14 protein-coding genes and 2 tRNA genes are annotated in these 16,602 nt (G+C 43.5%); all 16 read left to right on the plus strand.

Translation table 11 applies throughout. The features are described from left to right. The first annotated feature begins 61 nt into the window (after positions 1-61). Positions 62-3,595, plus strand: coding sequence for a transcription-repair coupling factor (gene mfd, locus MKY50_RS00335; protein WP_041850256.1), 3,534 nt, complete (start codon positions 62-64; stop codon positions 3,593-3,595). A 135-nt stretch (positions 3,596-3,730) separates the two neighbouring features. Further along, entirely contained in the window at positions 3,731-4,267 is a 537-nt protein-coding gene (gene spoVT / locus MKY50_RS00340) for a stage V sporulation protein T (protein WP_003218365.1), read from the plus strand. A gap of 181 nt (positions 4,268-4,448) precedes the next feature. After that, a complete protein-coding gene (locus MKY50_RS00345) occupies positions 4,449-6,047 on the plus strand; it encodes a putative polysaccharide biosynthesis protein (RefSeq protein WP_341115991.1) in 1,599 nt (532 codons plus the stop codon). Beyond that, entirely contained in the window at positions 6,037-7,506 is a 1,470-nt protein-coding gene (gene mazG, locus MKY50_RS00350; RefSeq protein ID WP_341115994.1) for a nucleoside triphosphate pyrophosphohydrolase, read from the plus strand. The genes MKY50_RS00345 and mazG overlap by 11 nt, the downstream gene beginning before the upstream one ends. Before the next feature lie 2 nt (positions 7,507-7,508). After that, the gene (locus tag MKY50_RS00355; RefSeq protein WP_003226716.1) at positions 7,509-7,769 is read left to right on the plus strand and encodes an RNA-binding S4 domain-containing protein; all 261 of its coding nucleotides are present in this window, start codon (positions 7,509-7,511) and stop codon (positions 7,767-7,769) included. A 78-nt stretch (positions 7,770-7,847) separates the two neighbouring features. Further along, entirely contained in the window at positions 7,848-8,150 is a 303-nt protein-coding gene (gene yabP, locus MKY50_RS00360; protein WP_003226714.1) for a sporulation protein YabP, read from the plus strand. Further along, a complete protein-coding gene (yabQ, locus tag MKY50_RS00365; protein ID WP_003226711.1) occupies positions 8,147-8,782 on the plus strand; it encodes a spore cortex biosynthesis protein YabQ in 636 nt (211 codons plus the stop codon). Before yabP ends, yabQ begins: the two co-directional genes overlap by 4 nt. 17 nt (positions 8,783-8,799) lie before the next feature. Beyond that, on the plus strand, positions 8,800-9,177 hold the full coding sequence (gene divIC / locus MKY50_RS00370) for a cell division protein DivIC (RefSeq protein ID WP_003243211.1): 378 nt from the start codon (positions 8,800-8,802) through the stop codon (positions 9,175-9,177). Between the two features lie 80 nt (positions 9,178-9,257). Further along, positions 9,258-9,644 (plus strand): S1 domain-containing RNA-binding protein, encoded by a 387-nt coding sequence (locus MKY50_RS00375; protein WP_003218379.1) that lies wholly within the window; start codon positions 9,258-9,260, stop codon positions 9,642-9,644. 168 nt (positions 9,645-9,812) lie between these two features. After that, positions 9,813-9,889, plus strand: a tRNA-Met gene (locus MKY50_RS00380). A gap of 9 nt (positions 9,890-9,898) precedes the next feature. Continuing rightward, positions 9,899-9,970 (plus strand) — tRNA-Glu (locus tag MKY50_RS00385). Positions 9,971-10,169: 199 nt separating this feature from the next. Then, on the plus strand, positions 10,170-12,653 hold the full coding sequence (gene spoIIE / locus MKY50_RS00390; RefSeq protein ID WP_015253002.1) for a stage II sporulation protein E: 2,484 nt from the start codon (positions 10,170-10,172) through the stop codon (positions 12,651-12,653). 84 nt (positions 12,654-12,737) lie between these two features. Then, the gene (locus MKY50_RS00395) at positions 12,738-13,475 is read left to right on the plus strand and encodes a VWA domain-containing protein (RefSeq protein ID WP_003243782.1); all 738 of its coding nucleotides are present in this window, start codon (positions 12,738-12,740) and stop codon (positions 13,473-13,475) included. Continuing rightward, the gene (gene prkT / locus MKY50_RS00400; protein ID WP_341115997.1) at positions 13,441-14,457 is read left to right on the plus strand and encodes a serine/threonine protein kinase PrkT; all 1,017 of its coding nucleotides are present in this window, start codon (positions 13,441-13,443) and stop codon (positions 14,455-14,457) included. Before MKY50_RS00395 ends, prkT begins: the two co-directional genes overlap by 35 nt. 103 nt (positions 14,458-14,560) lie before the next feature. Next, positions 14,561-15,979 carry a tRNA lysidine(34) synthetase TilS gene (tilS, locus tag MKY50_RS00405; RefSeq protein WP_341115998.1) on the plus strand — a complete coding sequence of 473 codons (1,419 nt, stop codon included), beginning with the start codon at positions 14,561-14,563 and terminating at the stop codon, positions 15,977-15,979. Then, on the plus strand, positions 15,976-16,518 hold the full coding sequence (gene hpt / locus MKY50_RS00410; RefSeq protein WP_003226700.1) for a hypoxanthine phosphoribosyltransferase: 543 nt from the start codon (positions 15,976-15,978) through the stop codon (positions 16,516-16,518). Before tilS ends, hpt begins: the two co-directional genes overlap by 4 nt. The last annotated feature ends 84 nt before the right edge of the window (positions 16,519-16,602 follow it).

The raw sequence follows: 16,602 nt of genomic DNA on the forward strand, positions 1-16,602 counted from the left end.
GGTGTAGACACTAGACCAAAGCGTTTTTCTGTTCTCGCAGGAAACAGAGAGGAGGGGCCATATGGACAACATTCAAACCTTTATAAAAGAAAGCGATGACTTTAAATCCATCATCAACGGTTTACACGAGGGCCTGAAGGAACAGCTGCTCGCGGGTCTGTCGGGTTCCGCGCGTTCTGTTTTTACTTCTGCTCTGGCTAATGAAACGAATAAGCCTATCTTTCTCATCACCCATAACTTATATCAAGCCCAGAAAGTAACAGATGATCTGACTTCACTTCTAGAGGATCGGTCTGTCCTTTTGTACCCCGTCAATGAACTCATTTCATCAGAAATCGCAGTTGCAAGCCCTGAATTGCGGGCGCAGCGATTAGATGTCATTAATAGACTAACGAATGGAGAAGCGCCAATTGTCGTTGCTCCGGTAGCTGCAATCAGAAGAATGCTGCCGCCTGTTGAGGTGTGGAAAAGCAGCCAGATGCTCATTCAAGTAGGCCATGATATTGAACCTGACCAGCTTGCCTCACGGCTGGTAGAGGTAGGGTATGAGCGGTCTGATATGGTTTCTGCGCCCGGGGAATTCAGTATTCGCGGGGGAATCATTGACATTTATCCGCTGACTTCAGAGAATCCGGTGAGAATTGAACTTTTTGACACCGAGGTGGATTCAATCCGCAGCTTTAATTCAGATGATCAGCGGTCAATTGAGACCCTTACCTCGATCAATATCGGTCCCGCGAAGGAATTAATTATCAGACCGGAAGAAAAAGCGCGGGCGATGGAGAAAATCGATAGTGGTCTTGCCGCGAGCCTGAAAAAATTAAAGGCTGACAAACAAAAAGAAATACTTCATGCGAATATTTCTCACGATAAAGAACGCTTGTCTGAAGGCCAGACAGATCAGGAGCTCGTGAAGTATCTCTCATATTTCTATGAAAAGCCTGCTAGTTTACTAGATTATACACCTGATAATACACTCCTGATTTTGGATGAAGTCAGTCGGATTCATGAGATGGAAGAACAGCTTCAAAAAGAAGAAGCGGAGTTTATCACAAATCTTCTTGAGGAAGGGAAGATTTTGCATGATATTCGTTTGTCATTCAGCTTCCAGAAAATAGTGGCTGAGCAAAAACGGCCTCTGCTGTACTACTCTTTATTTTTGCGGCATGTACACCATACGAGCCCGCAAAATATTGTCAATGTGTCAGGCCGGCAAATGCAGAGTTTCCATGGCCAAATGAACGTGCTTGCGGGCGAAATGGAGCGTTTTAAAAAATCAAATTTCACTGTTGTGTTCTTAGGAGCAAACAAGGAACGTACACAGAAATTGTCATCTGTTTTGGCTGATTATGATATCGAGGCCGCCGTGACAGACAGCAAAAAAGCGCTTGTTCAGGGACAGGTCTATATCATGGAAGGCGAGCTCCAATCAGGATTTGAGCTGCCGTTAATGAAGCTTGCCGTTATTACGGAAGAAGAACTGTTCAAAAACCGTGTAAAGAAGAAGCCGCGAAAACAGAAGCTTACCAATGCAGAACGCATCAAAAGCTATTCTGAGCTTCAAATTGGAGATTATGTCGTTCATATTAATCACGGGATCGGAAAATACCTGGGGATCGAAACTCTTGAAATCAACGGCATTCATAAAGACTATTTAAATATACATTATCAGGGCAGTGACAAGCTTTACGTCCCTGTAGAACAAATTGATCAGGTCCAAAAATATGTCGGCTCCGAAGGAAAAGAGCCAAAGCTGTATAAATTAGGCGGAAGTGAATGGAAGCGGGTCAAGAAAAAAGTAGAGACATCCGTTCAGGATATTGCTGACGACTTAATTAAGCTGTATGCCGAAAGAGAAGCGAGCAAGGGCTATGCGTTTTCTCCTGACCATGAGATGCAGCGTGAATTCGAATCGGCTTTCCCTTATCAAGAGACTGAGGATCAGCTCCGTTCGATTCACGAAATCAAAAAAGACATGGAAAGAGAACGTCCGATGGACCGCTTGCTGTGCGGAGATGTGGGCTACGGTAAAACAGAGGTTGCCATACGTGCCGCGTTTAAGGCGATCGGTGACGGAAAGCAGGTAGCTCTGCTCGTTCCGACAACCATTTTGGCACAGCAGCATTATGAAACCATAAAAGAGCGCTTCCAGGACTATCCGATTAATATCGGCCTTCTCAGCAGGTTCAGAACGAGAAAAGAAGCAAACGAAACAATCAAAGGGCTGAAAAACGGAACGGTTGATATCGTCATCGGGACGCATCGGCTGCTATCAAAGGATGTCGTGTATAAAGATTTAGGGCTCCTCATCATTGATGAAGAGCAGCGTTTCGGTGTAACCCATAAAGAAAAGATCAAGCAAATAAAAGCCAATGTTGATGTATTAACGTTAACAGCAACGCCGATTCCGCGTACGCTGCATATGTCTATGCTTGGCGTAAGGGACCTTTCAGTCATCGAGACTCCGCCGGAAAATCGGTTCCCTGTACAGACGTATGTTGTGGAATACAACGGAGCTCTTGTCAGAGAGGCAATTGAACGTGAGCTTGCACGCGGGGGCCAAGTCTATTTCTTGTACAACCGGGTAGAGGACATTGAGCGGAAAGCGGATGAAATTTCAATGCTAGTCCCTGACGCGAAGGTAGCATATGCGCATGGGAAAATGACAGAAAATGAATTAGAAACCGTTATGCTAAGTTTTCTTGAAGGAGAATCAGACGTTCTCGTCAGCACAACCATTATCGAAACTGGCGTGGACATCCCGAACGTCAATACGCTGATCGTATTTGACGCCGACAAGATGGGTCTTTCTCAGCTTTACCAGCTGCGGGGGCGTGTCGGCCGTTCTAACCGTGTGGCGTATGCGTACTTCACGTATCGCCGGGATAAAGTGCTGACAGAAGTGGCTGAAAAAAGGCTGCAGGCTATTAAAGAATTCACAGAGCTAGGTTCCGGTTTTAAAATCGCAATGCGTGACTTAACGATTCGCGGAGCCGGGAATCTTCTTGGTGCCCAGCAGCATGGCTTCATCGATTCGGTCGGGTTTGACCTCTATTCACAAATGCTGAAGGAGGCCATTGAGGAGCGTAAAGGAGACACAGCGAAGACAGAGCAGTTTGAAACAGAAATTGATGTCGAGCTTGATGCGTATATTCCGGAAACTTATATTCAAGACGGCAAACAGAAAATTGATATGTATAAACGCTTCAGGTCTGTGGCGACAATCGAAGAGAAGAATGAGCTTCAAGATGAAATGATCGACCGCTTTGGAAACTATCCAAAAGAAGTCGAATACTTGTTTACTGTTGCAGAAATGAAAGTCTATGCGAGACAGGAACGTGTCGAGCTGATTAAGCAGGATAAAGATGCTGTCAGATTGACGATTTCTGAAGAAGCAAGTGCTGAAATTGACGGACAGAAGCTGTTTGAGCTTGGCAATAAATATGGTAGACAAATCGGACTGGGAATGGAAGGGAAAAAACTCAAAATCTCCATACAGACGAAAGGCCGTAGTGCTGATGAGTGGCTCGACACCGTGCTGGGCATGCTGAAGGGCTTAAAAGATGTGAAAAAACAAACCATTTCATCAACGTAAATTTTGTTACTCTCTGGTGTATATTACATTTGATGTGACGGATACTAATTTCAAGCGAGGCGGAAGGTACATAAAGTAACTGCTTTAGGTCTTTCCCACATGTATATACCATCAAATGAAAGAGAGGCACCAGAGATGAAAGCAACCGGTATCGTACGTCGTATTGATGACTTAGGTCGGGTCGTGATTCCTAAAGAAATTCGAAGAACTCTGAGAATCAGGGAAGGCGATCCGCTTGAGATTTTTGTAGATCGTGACGGAGAAGTGATTTTGAAAAAGTACTCTCCGATCAGTGAGCTTGGAGACTTTGCAAAGGAGTATGCAGACGCGCTTTACGACAGCCTCGGCCATTCAGTGCTGATTTGTGATCGTGATGTATATATTGCCGTGTCCGGCAGCTCCAAAAAAGATTACTTAAACAAGTCAATCAGCGAAATGCTGGAAAGAACAATGGATCAGCGCAGCTCCGTGCTTGAGAGTGATGCGAAATCAGTACAGCTTGTGAATGGAATTGATGAGGACATGAATTCTTATACTGTCGGCCCAATTGTGGCGAACGGTGATCCGATAGGTGCTGTGGTGATCTTTTCAAAAGATCAGACAATGGGCGAAGTAGAGCATAAAGCCGTTGAAACAGCAGCTGGATTTTTGGCTCGTCAAATGGAACAGTAGGTCTTATTCCTTTCTTCGAAAATAGGTATGTAAAGAACAGCTCTCCTTGGGACGCTGTTCTTTTTCATGCGTGCCGAAAAAGGAATCCAAGGGTTGGGATGTGGTATAATAACCTCGTTTTTATTTGTGCCGCGGTAATACGTGAACCGTATTGCCCCTGACGTTGGGAAGGAGCTTTTGGATGGACGATTCAATAGGCGTTAAACGGCATTGGATTTGGCAGGGGGCTTTTGTTTTAATTCTGGCAGGCGTCATCACAAAAATTTTAAGCGCTGTTTACAGAGTCCCGTTTCAAAACATTGTCGGCGATGTTGGATTTTATATATATCAGCAGGTATATCCCTTTCTTGGTATTGCGGTCATGCTGTCCACATCAGGATTTCCAGTCATTATTTCAAAGCTGATGAATGATTATAGTGAAAAAAATCATCACACCATATTAAAAATATCTGCGTTGTTTTTGTCTTTAATCGGTATTTTATTATTTCTTTGTTTATATTTGGGTGCTGTTCCTATTGCACTCTTTATGGGGGATTCGCATCTAGCCGTGTTAATTCAAGTGGCCGCATACGCGTTTCTGCTGTTCCCATTTGTCGCGTTGCTTAGAGGCGGTTTTCAGGGGCGGCACGAAATGCTCCCTTCAGCCTTATCACAGATGACAGAGCAGTTTCTGCGTGTTGCAGTGCTCTTGGGTTTATCATTTTGGCTCGTGAAAAAGGGAGCCTCGCTTTATACTGCGGGAGCGGCAGCCGCTTCAGGCTCTCTTGCCGGAAGTTTGGTTGCATTGATGATACTGGGGTTTTTTTGGTTTAAAACGAATAGAGACAACCAAACGGATAGGCAAAATGAAAATGTCATCACAACAAAAGAATTGACGAAAAAACTGCTTTTATATTCGGTTACAATTTGTGTAAGCAGTTTGCTGCTTTTGTTTATCCAGCTTGTTGATGCTTTGAATTTATATGCATTGCTTTCGGGTGGTGAGACAAGCGAAGAAGCAAAACGCCTAAAGGGGATCTATGATCGGGGACAACCCTTGCTGCAGCTCGGTTCAATTTTCGCGGTAAGCATTGCGACGTCACTCGTTCCGTATATTTCTATGGCTGTAAAAAACAAAGAGCTGAAGATCATGAAAGAAAAAATCACGTCATCTTTGAAACTATGCCTTGTGCTCGGTACAGGAGCATCGGCTGGGTTGATTTGCATTCTAAAGCCGGTAAATATCATGCTGTTTCAAAATGGAGAAGGGACAGGTGCGTTACAAGTATTTAGCTGCTCCATTTTGTTTGCATCTATGGCGGTAACGGCAGCGGCAGTCTTACAGGGAGCGGGGTACACAGTTTTTCCAGCGATAGCGGTGGGCGCGGGTGTTGCGGTGAAATGGGTGTTAAACACACTTTTGGTTCCGCGCTATGGGATTGAAGGCGCATCGCTTGCGACAGCTGCTTCCTTTGCGGCTGTCGCCGGCCTTAACTTGTATCAGCTTCGGCAAAAGGAATGGCTCGATAAGCTTAGAGGCGTTTTGATTCCGATTATTGGATCTGCTCTTTTGATGTCAGCTGTTTTGCTTGCGTATACGCGTCTCTGGACTTTCTTGTTTCCTGCAACAGGAAGAGGAGCGGCTGTGATTGAGAGTCTTTCTGCTGTTGCCATTGGTGGCGCGGTGTTTATTTATTGTATGATGAGATTGGGAATATTTACAGATGAAGAGCTGAACAGTGTGCCATTCGGCAGCAAGTTAAGCAAATTCATGAGAAGGAGAGAACAAAATGGCGGGTAAAATTACAGTCGTCGGACTTGGTGCCGGAGACATGGACCAATTGACAATTGGTATACACAAGCTGCTGACGAAGGCAGATACGCTGTATGTCAGAACCAAGGATCATCCTTTAATTGAGGAGCTTGAAAAAGAAACGAAGAACATCCGTTTCTTTGATGATATATATGAGAAACATGATCAGTTCGAGGCGGTATATGAAGAAATTGCGGATACCCTCTTTGAAGCGGCGCGGCGTGAGGACGTGGTTTATGCTGTGCCGGGACATCCTTTTGTCGCAGAAAAAACAGTTCAGCTGCTGACGGAGCGGCAGGAAAAGGAAAACGTTCAAGTGAAAGTCGCGGGGGGACAAAGTTTCCTTGATGCCACATTCAATGCCTTGCAAATTGACCCGATTGAAGGTTTTCAATTTGTGGATGCCGGCACATTGTCCGCGGATGAGCTTGAGCTCAGACATCATCTGATCATATGTCAGGTTTACGACCAAATGACGGCTTCTGAAGTCAAGCTGACATTGATGGAGAAGCTGCCTGATGATTATGAGGTCGTCATTGTGACTGCAGCAGGCAGCCGTGGCGAGGAGATCAAGACAGTGCCATTATTTGAGCTGGACCGCAATGTCGCCTTGAACAACTTAACAAGTGTGTATATTCCGCCGATTAAAGAAGAGAAGCTGCTTTATCACGAATTCTCCACGTTCCGAAGCATCATCAGAGAGCTTCGCGGACCTAATGGATGTCCGTGGGATAAAAAGCAGACGCATCAGTCATTAAAACAGTACATGATTGAAGAATGTTATGAGCTTCTCGAAGCTATTGACGAAGAAGACACAGACCATATGATCGAAGAGCTTGGCGACGTTTTGCTTCAGGTCTTGCTTCACGCGCAAATTGGTGAAGATGAAGGTTATTTCACAATTGATGATGTCATAAAAGGAATCAGTGAAAAAATGGTCCGAAGACATCCCCATGTGTTTAAAGATGTTAAGGTTCAGGATGAAAACGATGTTTTGGCCAATTGGGAAGATATAAAAAAGGCCGAAAAAAATACATCTGAATCATCGTTACTAGACAGCGTACCGAAAACCCTTCCAGCTCTTTCGAAAGCTGCTAAATTGCAGAAAAAAGCAGCGAAGGTCGGTTTTGACTGGGAAGACGTCAGCGATATTTGGGAAAAGGTAAGTGAGGAAATGAAGGAATTTTCTTCTGAGGTTTCTGAAGCTCCTCACGACCACAATCTTAAAGCTGAGTTTGGCGACATTTTGTTCGCGCTGGTGAATGTAGCCCGCTTCTACAAAATAGAGCCAGAGGAAGCGCTGACCATGACTAATGACAAATTCCGGAGACGGTTCTCGTACATTGAGGAAACAGCGAAGGAAAAGGGAGTCGAGCTGGCTGATATGTCCCTTGAGGAAATGGACAAACTGTGGAATGAAGCAAAAGAAACTGAGAGGAGATCATAGATATGAGATTAGATAAATTTTTGAAAGTATCACGGCTGATCAAACGGCGTACACTAGCGAAGGAAGTAGCTGACCAAGGGCGGATCTCTATTAACGGAAACCAAGCTAAAGCAAGCTCTGACGTAAAACCGGGAGATGAACTAACGGTCCGCTTCGGCCAAAAGCTTGTAACGGTTCAAGTTAATGAATTGAAAGACACGACGAAAAAAGAAGAAGCTGCAAACATGTACACGATTCTAAAAGAAGAAAAACTCGGCGAATAGGCTTGTTCTAAAAAAATCCCCCACCTCATACAATGCAGTAATAATGCTAAAAGTATCGAGGATATGGGGGCTGAATAGATGAATTCATATTATGATCAAAAAGGTTCTTCGTCTGTTCCGGAACAACATGATGTGACAATGAAAGGCCGGAAGCATTTAGATATTTCTGGGGTTAAGCATGTGGAGAGTTTTGATAACGAAGAATTCCTGCTGGAAACGGTGATGGGAATGCTCTCCGTCAGAGGCCAAAACCTGCAGATGAAAAATCTTGATGTGGAAAAAGGGATTGTTTCGATTAAAGGCAGGGTATTTGATTTAGTGTACTTAGACGAACAACAAGGGGATAAAGCTAAAGGGTTTTTTAGCAAGTTGTTTAAATGACGCTGACGACACAATTCTATACAATGCTGGCGATGTCCGGTATGGGTCTCTGGCTTGGTGCTTCGCTTGATACATACCGGCTCTTTGTCATTCGTGCCAAAACAGCCAGATGGCTATTATTTATTCATGATATTCTTTTCTGGATTGTGCAAGGGCTGCTTTTCTTTTATGTCTTGCTTCATGTAAATGAGGGAGAATTCAGGATTTACATCTTTTTAGCGGTTCTGCTGGGCGTTGCGACGTATCAGAGCCTTTGCAAACGAATCTATATAAAAATACTGAAATTCGTCATTTACCTTGTTGTATCTGTTTATCAATTCTTCAAAAAACTCATTCAGCACGTGTTATTTCGTCCTATTGTGTGGACATGCGGAGCGATCATCTGGATGGCGGCATTTTTATTCAAGAAAACATACAGCCTGATAGGTTTTCTCCTGCTGTGTCTATATAAAATAGTCATGGTTCTGTGTTTTCCGATCCGTTTTATCGCGAAACAATGTTTGAAACTTCTTCCTGTGAAAATGCGTCTAACTTTTAGACGTTATTTTGAAAAAGGTGCAGGATTTCTCAAAAAGAAGAAGAAACTATTGATAACCATAAGAACGACCATTACACGGTTTTTGAAGAAATGAAAGGAGGACCGTCTGGTTTGAATTTTTCCAGGGAACGAACGATAACTGAAATACAAAACGACTATAAAGAACAAGTAGAACGGCAAAATCAGCTGAAGAAACGAAGACGCAAAGGGCTGTACAGACGGTTAACTGTATTCGGCGCCCTAGTATTCCTGACGGCAATTGTGCTGGCAAGCTCTGTATGGTCCCAAACATCTTCCCTTAGTGCAAAAGAAGAAAAGAAAGAACAGCTTGAAAAAGAACTGAAAAGTTTAAAGACAAAACAAACGGATTTAAAAGAAGAAATATCCAAATTGAAGGATGAGGATTACGTCACAGAGCTTGCCAGAAGGGACTTATTCATGTCTGGAGACGGAGAAATTATCTTCAATGTGGAGAAGAAGAGCAAGTAGCCTTGTTGACACTTAAATTTTTATTTAGGTATAATTAAGCAAACGATCTTTTTATAAGCCTAAGGAGGAGCACTTTTTTTATGTCGATTGAAGTTGGCAGCAAGTTGCAAGGGAAAATTACAGGTATTACAAATTTTGGAGCATTTGTTGAATTGCCTGGAGGCTCAACCGGTCTCGTTCACATTAGTGAGGTAGCTGATAATTATGTCAAAGACATTAACGACCACTTAAAAGTCGGCGACCAAGTTGAAGTGAAAGTCATCAACGTTGAAAAAGACGGGAAAATTGGTTTATCTATTAAAAAAGCTAAAGACCGTCCGCAAGCCAGACCTAGAAATGATTTCCGTCCGAAAGAATCTTTTGAACAGAAAATGAATAAGTTTTTAAAAGACAGCGAAGATCGCTTGTCATCTTTAAAACGCAATACGGAATCAAAACGTGGAGGGCGCGGAGCAAGAAGAGGATAACTTGCTGCTTTCTATAAAATAAATGAAGCATCCGTTCATCCCGACGGATGCTTTTTTATTATCCTCATCCTCTTTAAGAGTCAGAAAATTAAAACATTAAAGTTTCTGTTGACGAAAGAGACAAACCTTTGTATTATATAACTTGTGCTTATAAGCACAAAACAATATGGCGGTGTAGCTCAGCTGGCTAGAGCGTACGGTTCATACCCGTGAGGTCGGGGGTTCGATCCCCTCCGCCGCTACCATATTTGTTTGGCCCGTTGGTCAAGCGGTTAAGACACCGCCCTTTCACGGCGGTAACACGGGTTCGAATCCCGTACGGGTCATCCTAAAAAATCGGTTTCTCTTGCAGAAGCCGATTTTTTTCATTTTTAGACAACATTCCGGAAATTCTTTTCATAAACGAATATCAAGGCAGAAACCGTCGAAGATTTCTTTGGTATTGTTACCTTCTTTTGACAAAATCCTATCTGTGCTTTCGCTATAATGACAGGCAACGAATATAACAGGTGGGAGATGAGAGGAATGGAAAAAGCAGAAAGAAGAGTGAACGGGCCAATGGCGGGACAAGCTTTGGAAAAACTCCAATCGTTTTTTAACAGGGGCACGAAGCTGGTGACTCATCATTTGCATTCACTGTTTTTCTATAAAGGATTCATTTATGTTGTCATCGGATTTTTGCTTGGACGGGCTTTCATATTATCCGAGGTGCTTCCTTTCGCACTTCCTTTCTTTGGAGCGATGCTTCTTATCAGAAGAGACAAAGCGTTTTATGCGGTTTTGGCTGTGCTTGCAGGTGCGCTGACCATATCTCCAAAGCACTCATTGCTCATACTGGCGGCATTGCTGGCATTCTTCGTATTTTCTAAAGTGGCTGCCTTCATTACCGACGATCGTGTAAAAGCACTCCCGATTGTCGTGTTCTTCTCGATGGCTGCAGCAAGAGCCGGGTTTGTTTATGCCCAAAATGGCGTATTTACAACCTATGATTATGTAATGGCTATCGTTGAGGCTGGACTATCGTTTATCTTAACACTGATTTTCCTTCAGAGCCTTCCGATTTTTACTGTGAAAAAAGTGAAACAATCATTAAAAATAGAGGAAATCATTTGCTTTATGATTCTTATTGCCTCTGTTTTAACGGGGCTGGCCGGCTTGTCCTACCAAGGGATGCAGGCAGAACATATATTGGCTCGTTATGTTGTGTTGAGTTTTTCCTTTATTGGCGGAGCAAGCATCGGCTGTACGGTTGGGGTTGTGACCGGCCTGATTCTTGGCTTGGCGAATATCGGAAACCTATATCAAATGAGTCTGCTTGCTTTTTCCGGTTTATTGGGCGGTTTGCTGAAGGAAGGGAAAAAAGCGGGTGCAGCAATTGGTTTGATCGTTGGATCACTTCTTATATCTTTATATGGTGAAGGCTCTGCCGGTCTGATGACAACGCTCTATGAGTCATTAATCGCAGTCGGCCTGTTTTTGCTCACACCTCAATCTATTACGAGGAAAGTGGCGAGATATATTCCGGGAACTGTCGAGCATCTTCAAGAGCAACAGCAATACGCTAGAAAAATCCGTGATGTCACTGCTCAGAAGGTAGACCAATTCTCCAATGTATTTCACGCGCTGTCTGAAAGCTTTGCAACCTTTTATCAAGCATCAGACGAACAGACAGATGACAGCGAAGTTGATCTGTTCTTAAGCAAAATCACGGAGCATTCCTGCCAGACGTGCTACAAGAAAAACAGGTGCTGGGTACAGAACTTTGATAAAACATATGACTTAATGAAACAAGTTATGCTTGAAACAGAGGAAAAAGAATATGCATCAAACCGAAGGCTGAAAAAAGAGTTTCAACAGTATTGTTCTAAATCCAAGCAGGTTGAAGAGCTGATTGAGGATGAGCTCGCACATCATCATGCCCATTTGACACTCAAGAAAAAAGTCCAAGACAGCAGGCGCCTTGTTGCTGAACAGCTTTTAGGCGTTTCTGAGGTTATGGCCGACTTTTCTCGGGAAATAAAAAGAGAGCGAGAACAGCACTTTCTGCAGGAAGAGCAAATCATAGAAGCGCTTCAGCATTTCGGAATTGAGATTCAGCATGTCGAGATCTATAGTCTTGAACAAGGAAATATCGATATTGAAATGACCATTCCGTTCAGCGGACATGGAGAAAGTGAAAAAATCATTGCTCCTATGCTTTCTGACATTCTGGAGGAACAAATTCTTGTGAAAGCCGAACAGCACTCTCCGCATCCGAATGGATACAGCCATGTCGCCTTTGGATCAACAAAATCATACAGGGTGTCCACGGGAGCTGCTCACGCTGCGAAGGGCGGCGGCCTTGTCTCCGGCGACAGCTACAGCATGATGGAGCTTGGAGCCAGAAAATATGCTGCAGCAATCAGTGACGGAATGGGCAATGGCGCAAGAGCGCACTTTGAAAGCAATGAAACGATCAAGCTTCTTGAAAAAATCCTTGAATCGGGAATTGATGAAAAAATAGCAATTAAAACGATCAACAGCATACTGTCTCTAAGGACAACTGACGAAATATATTCCACGCTTGACCTATCTATTATCGATCTTCAAGATGCCAGCTGTAAATTTTTGAAGGTTGGATCGACGCCTAGCTTTATCAAACGGGGTGACCAGGTCATGAAAGTTCAAGCGAGCAATCTGCCAATCGGTATTATTAATGAATTTGATGTGGAGGTTGTGAGTGAACAGCTGAAAGCGGGTGACCTCTTAATTATGATGAGTGATGGCATTTTTGAGGGGCCTAAGCATGTGGAAAATCACGACTTATGGATGAAGCGTAAAATGAAAGGGTTGAAAACAAATGACCCGCAGGAGATTGCCGATTTGCTTATGGAAGAAGTCATCCGCACAAGATCCGGCCAAATTGAGGACGATATGACTGTTGTTGTCGTCCGGATTGATCACAATACACCGAAGTGGGCATCCATTCCTGTTCCGGCAATCTTTCAAAACAAACAAGAAATTTCATAACGCTTCCGTATAAATCAAATTTCTTCTGGCGAAGATGGGAATATATGAATCTGAGAATCCTCGTATTCTCCAGGAGGAATGAATGTGAACAACGGACATTTAAATCAAATTTTGCTGATAACGGATGGCTGCTCAAACCATGGGGAAGACCCGCTTGCAATGGCTGCTTTTGCTAAAGAGCAGGGGATTACGGTAAATGTCATTGGTATAATGGAAGAAAATCAAATTGACCCTGAGGCAATGAAGGAAGTCGAAGGGATTGCACTTGCCGGAGGAGGTGTGCACCAAGTCGTTTATGCATCTCAGCTTTCACAAACTGTTCAAATGGTAACAAAGAAAGCGATGACGCAAACCTTACAAGGTGTAGTCAATCAAGAACTGAAACAGATTCTCGGAAAGAATGTGGAAATGGAAGAGCTTTCTCCAGAAAAACGCGGCGAAGTCATGGAAGTGGTAGACGAGCTTGGAGAAACGGTGCATCTTCAGGTTTTGGTTCTTGTTGATACAAGTGCAAGTATGGCGCCAAAGCTTCCAACAGTAAAAGAGGCGCTGATTGATTTGTCTGTAAGCCTCAATTCCCGAATCGGGAATAACGAATTTGCGATGTGTATATTTCCCGGGAAAAAACAAGAGGTCGAGCTTGTGCTGAACTGGACACCGAAGCTGCAATCTCTTTCCACACTCTTTGCAAAGCTTTCGACAGGCGGCATCACGCCGACAGGTCCAGCGATTCGTGAAGCGACACTGCAGTTTGAAAAAATACGCTCAAGAAGGGGCATGCTGGCAGATGATGAACGACGCTTTGACGAGTTTGGCATGTAGCCTCAAGCCGGGTACGACAATCAAAGGCAAGTGGAATGGAAACACTTATACATTGCGTAAACAGCTTGGTAAAGGGGCCAATGGAATTGTGTATTTGGCAGAAACATCAGATGGACATGTTGCCTTAAAGGTGAGTGATGACAGCCTGTCTATTACTTCTGAAGTGAATGTCTTGAAATCTTTCTCAAAGGCCCAGTCCGTTACGATGGGGCCTTCTTTTTTTGATACGGATGATGCCTATATTCCCAGTGCCAATACGAAAATTTCATTTTATGCAATGGAATACATAAAAGGGCCGCTGCTTTTGAAGTATGTCAGTGATAAAGGAGCAGAGTGGATACCGGTATTAATGATTCAACTGTTATCCAGCTTATCGGTGCTTCACCAGCAAGGATGGATATTCGGCGATCTTAAACCTGACAATCTGATCGTAACTGGTCCGCCCGCAAGGATCCGCTGCATTGATGTGGGCGGCACGACAAAGGAAGGCCGGGCGATAAAAGAGTATACGGAGTTTTATGACAGAGGCTATTGGGGGTATGGAACAAGAAAGGCAGAGCCATCCTATGATCTGTTCGCAGTTGCCATGATTATGATCAACAGTGTGCATAAAAAAGAATTTAAGAAAACGAACCAGCCCAAAGAACAGCTTAGGTCTCTCATCGAAGGAAACCCGCTGCTTCAAAAGTATAAAAAAGTGCTTTTTTCAGCCTTGAACGGAGATTATCAATCCGCAGATGAAATGAAAAAGGATATGCTAGACGCGGGGCAAAAAGCAGCACAAAGAAAACAGCCTATAAAAGCATCACCGCAGCCTGCCACACGACAAAGACAGCAAAAACCGCGCCAAGGAAAAATAACGAAGACGCGATATACCCCAAAACAGAAACCGGCTAAGTCGGGGGGGTTATTTGAAACAACGCTGATCGTGATCAGTGTTTTAGCGCTTTATTTCGCCTATATTATCTTTTTCTTAATCTGAATGGTGCAAACTGCAGAGCCTATGCTTCTTCTTTGCTTGGAGGGGTTGAAAGTGTTAGGATATGAATATCTTTAAAATACCTGCTCATTGTGAGGAGGACATTGTGAAAAGTGTCAAAGATTTTTTAAACAAACACAATCTTACGTTAAAAGGGGCGACAATCATTGTAGGCGTTTCCGGCGGTCCGGACTCAATGGCTCTTCTTCACGCGTTGCATACGTTATGCGGCCGTTCAGCGAATGTTATTGCAGCTCACGTTGACCATCGGTTCAGAGGTGCGGAATCCGAGGAGGACATGCGTTTTGTCCAAGCTTATTGTAAAGCTGAACAGCTCGTGTGCGAAACGGCTCAAATCAATGTAACCGCATATGCACAGGAAAAAGGACTCAATAAGCAGGCTGCAGCACGCGATTGCCGCTACCAGTTTTTTGAGGAAATCATGTCGAAGCACCAAGCGGACTATCTGGCTCTTGCGCATCATGGTGATGACCAGATTGAAACAATGCTTATGAAACTGGCTAAGGGTACGCTTGGAACGGGACTTGCGGGAATGCAGCCGGTTAGACGTTTTGGGACGGGGCGGATCATCAGGCCGTTCTTAACTATTACAAAGGAAGAGATCCTTCACTATTGCCGTGAAAACGGCTTGAACTACCGGACGGATGAAAGCAACGCCAAAGATGACTACACAAGAAACAGATTCAGAAAAACAGTGCTCCCGTTTTTGAAGCAGGAATCTCAGGATGTGCATAAAAGGTTTCAGAAAGTGAGTGAAGCACTGACGGAAGATGAGCAATTCTTACAGTCATTAACGAAAGATGAAATGAATAAAGTAATCACAAGCCAGTCTAATACATCAGTTGAAATCAATTCCTCTCAATTGCTTGCCCTCCCGATGCCTTTACAAAGAAGAGGAGTTCAACTAATATTAAACTATCTTTATGAAAACGTTCCATCATCCTTTTCAGCCCATCACATTCAGCAGTTTCTCGATTGGGCGGAAAATGGCGGTCCTTCAGGAGTACTGGACTTTCCGAAAGGGCTGAAGGTGGTCAAATCATATCAGACATGTTTGTTTACATTTGAACAATGGCAGTGCAAAAATGTTCCCTTTGAATACCAAATTAGCGGAGCTTCTGATGAAACGGCAGTGCTCCCTAATGGATATCTGATAGAGGCAAGGCATTATGCGGACTCGCCTGAAGAACATGGGAATGCTGTTTTTATCACAAGTGAAAAAAAGGTGCGATTTCCCTTAACAATCCGGACGAGAAAAGCTGGAGACCGGATCAAACTAAAAGGGATGAACGGCTCAAAAAAGGTAAAGGATATATTTATTGATAAGAAATTGCCTCTCCAAGAAAGAGACAACTGGCCGATTGTGACGGACGCAAGCGGTGAAATTATCTGGATACCTGGCTTGAAAAAATCAATTTTTGAAGATCTTGTGATTCCAAACAGCGACCGCATTGTATTACAATATAGACAGCATGAAAAGTGTAGGGGGCAAGCAAAATCATGATGAAACATGATATCGAGAAAGTACTGATCTCAGAGGAAGAGATACAAAAGAAAGTAAAAGAGTTAGGTGCAGAATTAACGAGCGAGTATCAAGATACATTTCCGTTGGCAATCGGTGTGTTAAAAGGAGCACTTCCTTTTATGGCGGATCTTATCAAGCATATTGATACATATTTGGAAATGGATTTCATGGATGTATCAAGCTACGGAAATTCTACGGTTTCTTCTGGAGAAGTAAAAATCATTAAAGATTTGGATACATCTGTAGAGGGCCGGGACATCTTAATTATTGAAGATATCATCGACAGTGGGTTAACCTTAAGTTATCTCGTAGAGCTCTTCCGATACCGTAAAGCAAAATCAATTAAGATTGTTACCCTTTTGGATAAACCGAGCGGAAGAAAAGCGGACATCAAAGCAGACTTTGTCGGTTTTGAAGTTCCTGACGCGTTTGTAGTGGGTTACGGACTTGATTATGCTGAGCGCTATCGCAATCTGCCTTATATCGGAGTGTTAAAACCGGCAGTTTATGAAAGCTGATCGGCAGCCTGCTTCCGAGATGGTTATTGTTTGTATTGGAATGATTTTCTATGGTACTATTGAACATAGTTGTGCTTACTGTGG

Origin of the sequence: Bacillus sp. FSL R7-0685 (genome assembly GCF_038002425.1) — a bacterium.
Classification (GTDB): Bacteria; Bacillota; Bacilli; order Bacillales; family Bacillaceae; genus Bacillus; species Bacillus subtilis.